12 protein-coding genes are annotated in these 12073 nt (G+C 63.8%); 6 read left to right on the top strand and 6 right to left on the bottom strand.

Features of this window, described 5'->3' with window-relative positions; translation table 11 throughout:
* The first annotated feature begins 163 nt into the window (after positions 1-163).
* The 3 genes from leuC to ACN0TK_RS00325 are packed head-to-tail and all read left to right on the top strand — an operon-like array spanning position 164 to position 2680.
* The gene (gene leuC / locus ACN0TK_RS00335) at positions 164-1567 is read left to right on the top strand and encodes a 3-isopropylmalate dehydratase large subunit (protein ID WP_417307438.1); all 1404 of its coding nucleotides are present in this window, start codon (positions 164-166) and stop codon (positions 1565-1567) included.
* Entirely contained in the window at positions 1558-2286 is a 729-nt protein-coding gene (locus ACN0TK_RS00330; protein ID WP_417307437.1) for a hypothetical protein, read from the top strand. The genes leuC and ACN0TK_RS00330 overlap by 10 nt, the downstream gene beginning before the upstream one ends.
* Before the next feature lie 31 nt (positions 2287-2317).
* Positions 2318-2680 carry a metallopeptidase family protein gene (locus tag ACN0TK_RS00325; RefSeq protein WP_417307436.1) on the top strand — a complete coding sequence of 121 codons (363 nt, stop codon included), beginning with the start codon at positions 2318-2320 and terminating at the stop codon, positions 2678-2680.
* A 94-nt stretch (positions 2681-2774) separates the two neighbouring features.
* On the opposite strand, the gene ACN0TK_RS00320 is transcribed toward ACN0TK_RS00325, so the two are convergent.
* Positions 2775-3068 (bottom strand): hypothetical protein, encoded by a 294-nt coding sequence (locus ACN0TK_RS00320; RefSeq protein ID WP_417307435.1) that lies wholly within the window; start codon positions 3066-3068, stop codon positions 2775-2777.
* Between the two features lie 271 nt (positions 3069-3339).
* Between ACN0TK_RS00320 and ACN0TK_RS00315 the strand changes: the two genes are divergently transcribed.
* Complete coding sequence (locus ACN0TK_RS00315) at positions 3340-4539, top strand: diguanylate cyclase (RefSeq protein ID WP_417307434.1); 1200 nt, start codon at positions 3340-3342, stop codon at positions 4537-4539.
* A 15-nt stretch (positions 4540-4554) separates the two neighbouring features.
* On the opposite strand, the gene ACN0TK_RS00310 is transcribed toward ACN0TK_RS00315, so the two are convergent.
* The 4 genes from ACN0TK_RS00310 to deoD form a co-directional block, all read right to left on the bottom strand.
* Complete coding sequence (locus tag ACN0TK_RS00310) at positions 4555-4851, bottom strand: hypothetical protein (RefSeq protein WP_417307433.1); 297 nt, start codon at positions 4849-4851, stop codon at positions 4555-4557.
* 62 nt (positions 4852-4913) lie between these two features.
* Complete coding sequence (locus ACN0TK_RS00305) at positions 4914-5705, bottom strand: ATP-dependent Clp protease proteolytic subunit (RefSeq protein ID WP_417307432.1); 792 nt, start codon at positions 5703-5705, stop codon at positions 4914-4916.
* Positions 5702-7060, bottom strand: a complete 1359-nt coding sequence (locus ACN0TK_RS00300; RefSeq protein WP_417307770.1) for a hypothetical protein — start codon at positions 7058-7060, stop codon at positions 5702-5704. Before ACN0TK_RS00300 ends, ACN0TK_RS00305 begins: the two co-directional genes overlap by 4 nt.
* Before the next feature lie 292 nt (positions 7061-7352).
* Positions 7353-8066, bottom strand: coding sequence for a purine-nucleoside phosphorylase (gene deoD / locus ACN0TK_RS00295; RefSeq protein WP_417307431.1), 714 nt, complete (start codon positions 8064-8066; stop codon positions 7353-7355).
* Between the two features lie 142 nt (positions 8067-8208).
* On the opposite strand from deoD, the gene glsA reads away from it, so the two are divergent.
* Positions 8209-10017 (top strand): glutaminase A, encoded by a 1809-nt coding sequence (gene glsA, locus ACN0TK_RS00290; protein WP_417307430.1) that lies wholly within the window; start codon positions 8209-8211, stop codon positions 10015-10017.
* Here the strand turns inward: glsA and ACN0TK_RS00285 are convergent.
* Positions 10014-11138: an ion transporter gene (locus ACN0TK_RS00285; RefSeq protein WP_417307428.1), complete on the bottom strand. Its 1125-nt coding sequence runs from the start codon at positions 11136-11138 to the stop codon at positions 10014-10016. The genes glsA and ACN0TK_RS00285 overlap by 4 nt on opposite strands.
* Positions 11139-11297: 159 nt before the next feature.
* Between ACN0TK_RS00285 and argC the strand changes: the two genes are divergently transcribed.
* A partial coding sequence (gene argC, locus ACN0TK_RS00280; RefSeq protein ID WP_417307427.1) for an N-acetyl-gamma-glutamyl-phosphate reductase occupies positions 11298-12073 on the top strand: 776 nt, incomplete at its 3' end.

The following is a 12073-nucleotide window of genomic DNA, read 5'->3' as shown; positions in this document are numbered from 1 at the left end:
TTGAGTGCGGTGTCGTCAGGTTTGACAGCTAGGCGATAAGGAATGGTGACGACGGCGAAACGTACCATTGCGAACGGCTGGGCGGCACCCAATCTTGACCTGAACCGAGCGCAACGCGTAAGACGAGGCGCATTCCTTTCCGAACCGAATTTCTGGGCAGAACATGGCCGGCAGAACGCTTTACGACAAGATCTGGGACGATCACCTGGTAGCGGACAATCCCGATGGCTCGAGCCTGATCTATATTGATCGGCATCTCGTGCACGAGGTCACCTCGCCGCAGGCGTTCGAAGGTCTGCGCCTGGCCGGCCGCAAGGTGCGCCATCCCGAGCGCACGCTGGCCGTGGTCGACCACAACGTGCCGACCACCGATCGCAGCCTGCCCAATCCGGATCCGCAGAGCGTCACGCAGATTGCCGCGCTCGCCGAGAACACCAGCGATTTCGGCATCGAATATTACGACGCCCACGACCCCCGCCAGGGCATCGTGCACATCGTCGGGCCCGAGCAGGGCTTCACCATGCCGGGCATGACCATCGTGTGCGGTGACAGCCACACCTCGACGCATGGTGCCTTCGGCGCGCTGGCCCACGGCATCGGCACCTCCGAGGTCGAGCATGTGCTCGCCACGCAGACGCTGATCCAGCAAAAAGCCAAGAACATGCTGGTCCGCGTCGACGGCCAGCTGCCGCCGGGCGTCACCGCCAAGGACATCATCCTCGCCATCATCGGCGAAATCGGCACCGCCGGCGGCACCGGCTACGTCATCGAGTTCGCGGGCGAAGCCATCCGCGCGCTGTCGATGGAAGGCCGCATGACCGTGTGCAACATGACCATCGAGGGCGGCGCCCGCGCCGGCCTGATCGCGCCGGACGAAAAGACCTTCGCCTATGTGAAGGACCGCCCGCGCGCCCCCAAGGGCGAAGCCTTCGACATGGCCGTCGAATACTGGAAGACCCTGGTGTCCGACGAGGACGCGCATTACGACAAGGTCGTGGTGCTCGATGCCGCCAACCTGCCGCCGATCGTCACCTGGGGCTCGAGCCCCGAGGATGTCATCGCGGTCACCGGCGAAGTGCCGAATCCCGATGATATCGCCGACGAGAACAAGCGCACCTCCAAGTGGCGCGCCCTCGACTATATGGGGCTGAAGCCGGGCACCAAGATCACCGATATCGCCATCGATCGTGTCTTCCTCGGCTCGTGCACCAATGGCCGCATCGAGGATCTGCGGGCTGCCGCCAAGGTCGTTGCCGGCCGCAAGGTCGCCGACAGCGTCAGTGCCATGGTCGTTCCGGGCTCGGGTCTGGTGAAGGATCAGGCCGAAGCCGAAGGCCTCGACGTGATCTTCAAGGAGGCCGGCTTTGAATGGCGTGAGCCGGGCTGCTCGATGTGTCTGGCGATGAACCCCGACAAGCTGGCGCCGGGCGAGCGCTGCGCCTCGACCTCGAACCGCAATTTCGAGGGCCGCCAGGGCTTCAAGGGCCGCACCCACCTCGTGTCGCCCGCCATGGCCGCGGCGGCGGCCATCGCCGGCCACTTCGTCGACATCCGCGAGTGGAACTGACGAACAAAGCAAAGTCGTCTTTTTGGCGGTCGCCGATACTCTGGGGAGTGTTGGCGACCGTTCTCGTTTTCGTAGGCTTCTGGGCGGTCGTTTTGATGCTTGGGAAGCCCATTAGTGATCACAGCTTGTCGCTGAACGAGGTCGGAGATTTCTTCTCCGGAATGGCTGCCCCGCTCGCCTTCATCTGGCTTGTCGTGGCGGTCTTCCTGCAGCGCCATGAGTTACAGGCACAGCGCGAACAGCTTGAACAGCAAAAAGAAGAACTTAGGCTAAGCCGAGAGCAGTTGATTGCCCAAGGCGAGGAACTGCGCCGTCAGAGTGAGAGTCTGCAGCACCAAGAAGCTTACCTTGCTCTTAATCAGCGTACGGAGAAATTCAGACACGCCGCCCAAGTGGTGCTGGATCGACTGCTGCAAGCTACGGATGGGGCCGTTTATCACCCACCTACTGGCGAACGTCATGGTATGTCGGAGGTCTCCTATCAACCCGGGCGATATGATGAGCTGTCTCGGAAAGTGGCCGCCAAATTACAGGTGATTTCCTCGAGGCCAGGCGGCGTTTGGCCCCGCCGACCAAATATCGATCACATCATTCCGCTGATTGAAAAATTGAAGCACGACTTTGATGACGCTGAACTAAGACACGTAGTTGAACCTTATCGGCTCGAGCAATTAATCGAAGGGTTGAAGCTGTATAGTGCAGAACCATTGGACAGATAAGATCGCCCCCTCTCTCGAAGATTTTGAAGAGATGGCGGCCGCAGCCTTCGCGGCCCTGCCCGATGAATTCCGGGCGCTCGTCGGCAACGTCCCCTGTGCCGTCGCCGAATTCCCCGACGAAGAGACCATCGCCGAGATGGAGCTCGAAAGCCCCTTCGACATCCTGGGTCTGTTTCGTGGCATCGGCCTGCCGCAGGGCGCTGCCGATCCGATGACCGGCCAGTTGCCCAACCAGATCTGGCTCTATCGCCGCCCGATCCTCGACTACTGGGCCGAGAGCGAGGACGGCGAGACCCTGGGCGACATCGTCACCCATGTCCTCGTCCACGAGATCGGCCACCATTTCGGCTTTTCCGACGAAGACATGGAAGCCATCGAGGCCGCGGCGGACTGACCCGCCCCCGTTCGCGCCGACTTATCCGAAACGGCAGTCTGCGCTGCCCCTGATGGGGAGGGCCGGGGTGTGCCGCCCCCGCCCGTTCCCCCCGTCAGTCGCGCTCGACATACTCGTGGTAATCGTCCAGCACGCCCGGCTTCTCGTCCTCGACGAGCAGCGCCAGCTTTTCCTTTTCGAACACCTCGAACCACTCTTCCCACGAGACCAGATCGATGCCGCCCGGCCGGTCACCATACTGGTTCTCGCCGGCGTTCAATTGCTGCTGCCCGAACACAAGCCTAAGCACCGGATCGGCACCCACTGGCCCGTCTGCCATCGCCGGATTGCCGGCACGCGCCGCCGTCCACTGCCGGATGTCGTCGTGATTGACTAGCTTGCGGGTCATGACCGTTTCCTTGTTCTTGTAAGTGTTATCGAGTCGGGGAACAAACGCCTCGCCGATGGGGGCGTTCCGCCCTCTCACAGATAGGGTGCCGCACCCGCCCTGCCAACACGACAATACCTGCGTGAGACGCCTGCGAATTGAGCGCGATCATGCGCCCTGCCGCCCGCCGGCGCCAGTTTCGCCGAGGACCCGACCCCACGGGACCAGCCGCCGCGCGATTAACGGGTTTTTGACGGCATGGCACTAGCCTGATCAGGAAAGGGACGCACACATGACCGGAGCCGGCTTCGTACTCGCCATCAACGTGTCCGTCGCGGCCATCTTCTGCCTTGCCTTCGTGCTCATTGCGCTCACCAATCGGTCGGACCGCGTCGCCCCCTGGTTCGCAGGCGCCTATGGCTTCGGCATTGCCTACATCGTCTCCGAGTTCCTGGTCCCCATCCAGCCGACCCCGCAATTCGCCTACATGTTCGGCTTTCTGGCCTTCCTGGGCTCCATGACCGCCGTCACCATCGGCGTCTCCAGGCGCTATCGACGGCCAACGCCGGTTGCCGCAATTGTCATCATCGCGGGCCTGTCGGTCATCGCCAACTGGTTTGCCTATGACCTTGAGCGCCACGTGTTGCTGCGCCTGCTCGCCTATCAGGTGCCCTATGCGGCGCTGCAAGCGCTCGCCGCCTGGATCATTCTGCGCTCCCCTCGCCACGAGATCATCGATCTGAGCTTGCTCGCCGCCTTTGCCGTGAGCGCTGTGCAGTTTTTGTCTAAACCATTCGCCGCGCTGATGCTTGGCGGCCCGGGCGCCACGCCGCAGGATTACATTGCCAGCAACTATGCGATGTTCTCGCAGTCCCTCGGCGCCATCCTGCAGGTCGGCGTCGGCGTCTTGATACTGATGCTGCTGGTGAGGGACATGCTGGTCGAGGTAACCGCGAGATCCGAAACCGACGTCCTATCAGGGCTGCTCAATCGTCGTGGCTTTGAGGACCGGGCGCCGGCACTGCTGGCCGCAGCGCGGCCAAACTATCCCACCGCGATGATCCTTGCCGATCTCGACGCCTTCAAATCCATCAATGACGAATATGGTCACGACGCCGGCGACGGCGTCATTCACGCCTTTTCGCGACTGGCCGATGCCGAGGCGCCGGCGACCGCATGCGTCGCGCGGCTTGGCGGGGAGGAATTCGCCATCCTGCTGCCAGGCACGTCTGCCTCGTCGGCCCACATGTTCGCCAATGCTTTGCGTGAAAGATTCGCCAATCTGGTAATTGATGCACTGCCAAAAGGCAGATTCTGTACCGTCAGCATGGGTGTCGCCGAAACCCGCGGCGAAGAGACCCTGCCCGATCTCAGGCGCCGCGCCGACACTGCGCTTTACGCCGCAAAGCGCGCCGGCCGCGACAGGGTATGCGTCGAGCCGGCTGCAATGGCCGCTACCGACGATATTTCGCCGGATAGCCGCTGCGCTTGATCGCTTCGAACGGCGTCAGTTCAGCTCGCGACGTGGCACGAACTCGAATTCTGCCGGCTTGGTGTCACTGACGCGTAGCGCCAACTGCTGCCGGTCCAGTTCGGCCAGCCAGGCGCTCCATGAACACGGGCTGATCCCGTCGTCCATGCTCGGCATCGCCGTGGGTGCGCGGCCATGGCCGAAATTCAGTGCCAGCCGCGCCCGCACATTACCGCTGCTGTCGGAAATACGCCGCAACGCGGGCCGCCCCTTGCGGGAACTGACCCAGTTCTGAATGTCGCGATGCGCGACGAGATTATGTGGATTGTTCATTCGACGGTCCTCCTCCATCTGCAGAACTTGCGCGCCCGGCTACCGGTTCCCGGATCACCGACCTATTTCGTCAGCTCCGTCACCAGTCGATATTCCGTCAGTTCCTCCGTCGACAGGTAGTACAGCCGGTTGGGCGGTGTTTCGAGCGCATGCAGCCAGATCGCCGGGTCGACCCCCGACTCCTCGAGATAACGCGTGATCGCCGCCGTCGTCTTCTGGGTTTCGGACATCGCGTCGCCCGCCGCCCGCACGCCGGCTGGCATCTGTCCCGCCTCGGCCACGGCATAGATCTGGTGCACCCCGATCGCTGCCTCGGGCGACGCCAGACGTTCGACGCCGCCGGCCAGCACCAGCGGACAGGACGAAGCGCACAGCGCGCCGGCTGCCACCTCTGTCGTAAAGCCCCGCTCGCGCAGCAGCGCACCAATCTTCAGCGCCTGGTCCACCACACCGCCGGGCGAATTCAGCGACACCCGCTCCACATACTCCCCACGCGCCGTAACCTCAGCCGCCACCCGTTCGAAACTGTCCGGATCGATGCTGCCTTCTAGCGCCAGCACGCCGCCGGGCTGTAACGACACCACCATCGGCGCGCTGAGCATATCAGGGTCCGCCGTGACATCCGGCCCCGCCGGTGGCGCCGGCTGGTCGGGATCGAAGGCTGGCAGGATCGGCACCTGCGGCGCGGAGTAATCGGGGATCACCGTATCGCTGAGCTCACGGTAGTCGACATAGAGCACGCCGATAGTCCCCGCGAGCATCGCAAAGAACGCCGTGCGGATCAGCACGCCGTCATCAAGTCTGGCGAGATACCCGAGGAACCCGCGGCGGCGCGGCGGTGCAGCGGCACTCATCCGCGCGACGGCCCGTCACCGCGCTTGCGGGTCACATCAAGTGGCGTCACCGTGCCGGCTGGCTCGTCGGCCTTCTCCGCGTCACCTTCAGCCTCCGCCACATCATCCGGTTCGGATGGCGTCACAGCCGCCTTCGCCGCCGCCAGTTCCGCGTCGGTCGGGGTCGGCCCGGCCCGCATCTGCTGATAAAGCGCCATCGCCCGCAGCAGATCGCCCGCCGACATCGCATCCGCCGATTCCAGCGATTGCGCCTCCTGGCGCATGGCGTCATTGACGATCATCAGCACCAGAACCAGCACCACCGGCAGCAGATCGATGGAAATCGCCCCCGCCCAGGATGGGATGAAGTCGCTCCAGTAGCGCAGCACGGCCTCGGCCGACGACAGCGGCACGAAGCGCCGTGGCGCCACCTTGGGCTCCGCCAGGATTTCGTCGGCAGCCGAGGCAAGCGCCGTCGATTGCGCAGCAACCGAGGAGCGAACATTGTCCATCACCTGGTCCTGCCGCACCACCAGTCCGGCATCGCGCCCATCCGCCACCGGCGCGATAAAGCCAAGCGACAGATCCTCTGCCGCGCGCTTCACCGAGGGCGCCACGCCGGTTTCCTGCAGCGCCGAAATCACCGCATTGAGTTCGACCACTTCCGCCGCGAATGCATCGGCCCGTGGCACCACGGTGCCTGGCGCAGACACCAGCGCCCGCATCGCCGCGAGATGCTGGGACCCCTGCTCGTACAGCGTCGCTATATCCTCGCGGCTGCCGGTGATGGTCGCGCCCAGTTCGTTCATCTGCGCGCTCATCTGCGTCAGCAGCTGCACCACCGAGCCGGAGCCCTGCGTCCCGGTCAGGGCGCCGGAATTGCGCTCGTCCTCGGCCAGCCGCGCAAAGCGCTCGGAAGCGCGCTGCACATCGGGCAGCAGCGACTGCGCCGCCAGCGCATTCGAATGCGACGCATCGAGATCGGAGACATAGCCTTCCAGCGTCACCGCCAGATGCTGTTCCAGCGCCGCCGACCCGGCCAGCGCTGCCGCGTTCAGCCAGCTCGACATCGCGATGATCATCACGCAGCCCACCGCCATGGTGAGAAACAGCGCCGCCCGCTGCGTCGCCGAAATCACCAGCGGCACGAAGCGCAGCATGAAACTCCAGAAGGCGTAGATGCCCACAGCAACCGCCGCCGAGTAGATGATCGCCGCGAAGAACACGAAAGTCGCCGAGCCGTCTAGCAGCCCCCGGACGCCCAGATAAGTATAAACGCCCGATGCCAGCGCCAGTACCGCCAGCGCGAAGCGCGTCATCGTTTCGATACCTTTGGCAGTCTCGTTGAGACGCGCCGCGTTGCTTCTGCCCAGCATGTCGAGCTCCCTGTTAATCGGATGTTAACGGGGACAAAGCGGCGGCAACAGGGCAATCCCGGCTGTCCGCGGAGCATGGTAAATCACCACACCGCGAGCGCCTTTCTGTTCATCGGCGTTCATCGGCGTGTCATTCACGCGGCCTTTTCGCGGCAACGCAACATTGCCGCCATACGAGGAGACTCGCGGTCTCCTCGTAACAGCCTGATATTAAAACGTTTTCTCGACTTATCCCCGCCCACGCGACAGCGCCTTACACTGCGTGCAGAAAAACGGAGAGATTGCCCATGCCTCAGCTATCGACTGCCACATCGAGCGCCAGCGTCACCATCTCCTTGAGGGAGCTCTGACGGTCTTCGGCGCTCAGCTCGTCACGGGTGATCAGGCAGTCGGTCATCGTGCACACCGCCAGCGCCTTGCGCCCGAAACGTGCGGCCAGCGTGTAAAGCGCCGCCGCTTCCATCTCGACGCCCAGAATCCCGTGCTGCGGCAGCGTGCCATAGCCTTCCAGCCCCGGTTCGGCATGATAGAACACGTCGGAGGAGAACATATTGCCCACATGGTAGCGCAACCCTGCCGCCTCGGCCTTTTCGACCGATGACCGCAACAGGCCGAAATCCGCGATCGGCGAATAGTTGAACCCCGGAAAGGCGTCGCGCACGATGGCCGAATCCGTCGTCGCGCCCTGCGCAATGATCAGGTCGCGCACCTTCACACCGGCATTCAGCCCGCCACAGGTGCCGATGCGGATCAGGTTCTGAACCTCGTAGCTGTTGATCAGCTCATGCACATAAATCGACAGCGACGGCTGCCCCATGCCGGTCGCCTGCACCGAGACCGGCTTGCCCTTCCATGTGCCGGTATAGCCCAGGCAATTGCGCACGCTGTTCACCAGCCGCGCATCGTCCAGAAACGTCTCGGCCACCCACTTGGCGCGCAGCGGATCGCCGGGCAGGAGCACGGTTTCGGCATAATCGCCGGGCTTTGCATGGTTATGCGGGGTCATGTTGCCTCCTTGCGTAGGCCCTCAGCCCTAGCCGCCCCGGCACGCTTTCGCAAGCAGAGGGCGTCGCAGCGATTGCCCAACATGCAGGCTTTGTCATAGGCTGCACAAACAGTCGGCAATATTTACCAGCAGGACGCAATTCGTGTTATCGACGACTTTGCCAGTGGGGCAGTACCTGCTGGATCTTCACGCGCGCCACAAGCAGAACCGCAGCGGCGCACAAGCCAATTACATCCCGGAACTGACGCGCGTCGATGCCGACTTGTTCGGGCTGAGCTTCGTCACCATGGATGGTCATATCTACGAGGCTGGCGACACCGGTACGCTGTTCACCATCCAGTCGATCTCCAAGGCGCTGATCTATGGTCTCGCGCTCGAGGATCATGGTCGCGAAGCCGTCTTGGCCAAGATCGGCGTCGAGCCCTCCGGCGAGGCCTTCAACTCCATCGCCTTCGATGAGCGCAGCAACCGCCCGTTCAACCCCATGGTCAATGCCGGCGCCATCGCGGCAACCGCCTTGGTCCGCGGCACGAGTCACGCCGAACGCTACGCCCGCATCCTCGATGCCTTCGAACGCTATGTCGGCCGTCCGCTCGCTATCGATGAAGCCGTCTACCGCTCCGAAAGCGAAACCGGCCACCGCAACCGCGCCATCGCCTTCCTTGAGCTGAACTCCGGCATGATCGACGGCGACGTCGACGAGCATCTCGATCTCTATTTCCGCCAGTGTTCCATGCTGGTGAACACTGTCGACCTGGCGATCATCGGCGCCACTCTCGCCAATGGCGGGTTGAACCCGGTGACCGGCGAACGCGCCCTGTCGCCCGGCAATGTCCGCTCCGTCCTCAGCGTCATGAACACCTGCGGCATGTACGACTACGCCGGCGGCTGGCAGTTCGATGTCGGCCTGCCCGCCAAGAGCGGCGTCGGCGGCGGCATCGCAGCGGTTCTGCCGGGACACCTGGGCATCGGTGTCTTCTCGCCCCGTCTCGACGCGGTCGGCAATTCCGAGCGCGGCGTGCGGGTGTGCGAAGATATCTCCGGCAACTTCCGGCTGCATCTGTTCGAGGATCGCGGTGGCGGACAGGACCCTATCCGGCGGGTCTATCGCGGCACCGAGGTTCGCTCCAGCCGCGTCCGCCGGCAGCAGGAAGTCGAAGCGCTCGACCATTTCGGCCATGCCATCGCGGTCATCGAGCTGCAGGGCGATCTGAGCTTCATGGAAGCCGAACGCGTGACGCGCCGCATCGGCAGCGAAATCAGCAGCCTCAGCTATCTCATCGTCGACATGAGCCGCTTGCGGCGCGTCGATTCCGTCGCCGAGAACCTGTTGCGCATGCTGGCGCAATCCATCGCCGAGACCGGCCAGCAACTAGCCATCGTCAGCGGCATTCCGCGCCTGCGCGAGATCGCCGGCGACAATGGACATGGCTCGGTCGATCTCGCGCTGGAAAACTTCGAGGATTCCCTGCTGCGGCGTCTTGCCGAAGTTGACCCGCTGGCGCCGACCGAGGTGGAACTCGAGTCCTTCGACCTCCTCCGCGACTGGTCCCCAGAGCAACTCGCCGCGCTCGCTGCGCATGTCACTACGCGCACCTTTTCGACGGGTGAGGTGCTGGTCGAGGCCGGCGCGCCCGCCAATGAGCTCTTCTTTCTCGTCGATGGTCGGGTCAACGTCTCGATCGCGGTCGAGGGCGGCAAGACCCGCCGCGTGAGCACCATCGACGCCGGCAATGTCTTCGGCGAGTTGGCCCTGTTCGGCGCAGCGCGCCGCACGGCCGATGTCATCGCGGCGAGCGATGGCAAGATGCTGGAGCTCGATGCCAGCGGCATCGCCGCATTGAATGGCGATTCAAACAATACGCATCTGGCGCTGGCACTGGCCGTGGGCAAGAGCCTGGCCGACCGCCTGGGCCGCGCCAACCGCGAAATCCAGGCGCTGTCCCGCTAGGCGCTGACCACGCTCTCCGGCCGGGGCAACATGTAGCGGATCGTCAGAGAGGGACCCTCGCCAGCGGGCGGGCTGTGGACCGGGGTATCTCCAGCCCGCATGGCGGTTCTCAGAGCAATACAGCACGCCGGCATGCGATGGTTTTCGCCCGGATAGCCACCGACAGCCCGATGCAGTTCCCCCGCATTGATCTCGATGTGGGGACGCCCCTGTTTGGCCGCGCGTTCAATCTGCTCGGCGATCCGTCTCGAAAAGACGACGCGGGTGGGTGCCGGGGTGTCCGGCACGGCCTCGGCATCGTCGGGCGCATCCACATCCGAACCGTCTTCGGGATCGTCATCATCATCGTCGACGGGATCGGTCTCGAGGTCTGGGTCGTGCCGGCGCGTAAAGGCCTCGGAGAAGGCCGAGGCGACAATACCCGCTGGCAGCGCAATGAGCCCGATCCCGATGACCGCGGTGATGCTTGCAAAGAGTCTGCCGATCGGGGTCACCGGATAGACATCGCCATAGCCAACCGTCGTCAGCGTCGCGACGCTCCACCACATGGCGCGCGGGATCGACCCGAACGCCTCGGGCTGCGTCGGCCCTTCGATCAGATAGAGAAAGCTCGCCGATATCAGCAGCAGCACCAGCCCGCCGATCAGGCTGACCGCCAGCTGATGGCTCTTCAGCCGGACCGCGTGCATGATTTCGCCGATGGCGCCCGAATAGCGGCCCAGCTTGGCGAGCCTCAGGATGCGCACGAGACGGATCAGCCGCAGCAGGAACGGCTGCCCTCCGACCACCGGAAAGAACACAGGCGTAATGGCGACCAGATCGAACAGCGCCGCAGGCGTCACCATGTAGCGCAGTCGGCCCACAATCGGACGCGCGAACCCCGGCTCTTCGACGCACACCCAGACCCGGGCCACATACTCGATGAAGAACACGATCCCGACGAACAGCTCGAGCACCCGCAGCCAGCCGACGATCTCCCGAGCAAATTCCTGTTCGCTCTGAATCACCGCCAGCAGCACGGAGAGCAGGATCACAAAGATAAGAAACCGGTTGATCACCGACAGGCGTTTGCCGCTCTCACGCGACAGCGCCTCATGAACCCGGTGACGTAGACTGACCATTGCACAATTGTCCTTCACTTCAATCGTCAGACTAGCCCATCCGCCCCCTCATCAGAACCGCTTGAAAGTGGGAACGTTCGCTGCAACCAGCCCGTTTGCACCAGACAGTGCACGCAACTATATGTGCGCACCGAACGATCCCAGCAGCGGAGCAGCACCATGGTCGCAAAGATCTTCATCGATGGCGAAGCCGGCACCACAGGACTGCAGATCCGCGAGCGGCTGGCCGACCGGCGCGATCTCGAACTGATCTCGATCGATCCTGACAAGCGCAAGGATATGGCCGAACGCCAGCGGCTGCTCAACGCCGCCGACATCGCCATCCTCTGCCTGCCGGACGATGCGGCGCGCGAAAGCGTGGCGCTGATCGACAATGATACGACCCGGGTCATCGACGCCTCGACCGCCTTCCGCACCGCTGACGGCTGGGCCTATGGCTTTGCCGAGATGGACAAAGATCAGTCCGCCGCCATCGCCTCGGCCATGCGCGTCGCCAACCCCGGCTGCTGGCCGCAGGGCGCCATCGCGACGCTTCGCCCCGCCATCAAAGCCGGCCTGCTGCCGGCCGACATCGCGCTGACCGTTAATGGCATCTCTGGCTATTCGGGCGGTGGCCGCACGATGATCGAGGACTATGAGGCTGCCGGCGATACGGCCAACGCCTTCCAGCTCTATGGCCTCGGCTTCAAGCACAAGCACCTGCCGGAACTGCAGGCTTACGCGGGCCTCAGCCACGTGCCGCTGTTCACGCCCGCCGTCGGAAACTTCCGCCAGGGCATGGTGACGGCAGTTCCTCTGCAGCTCGGAACGCTTTCCAAGCCGCCGAAGGGCGCCGATCTGCACGCCGCGATTGCCGACCACTACGCCGGCATCACCGACGGCTTCGTCGAGGTTGCGCCTTTCGAGGCAATCGAGCGCTCCGATGCCTTGAACCC

It is taken from the genome of Devosia sp. (assembly GCF_048261455.1).
GTDB lineage: Bacteria > Pseudomonadota > Alphaproteobacteria > Rhizobiales > Devosiaceae > Devosia_A.
The sequence above is the reverse complement of the archived record's forward strand: the minus strand, read 5'-3'. Positions and strand labels throughout refer to the sequence as shown.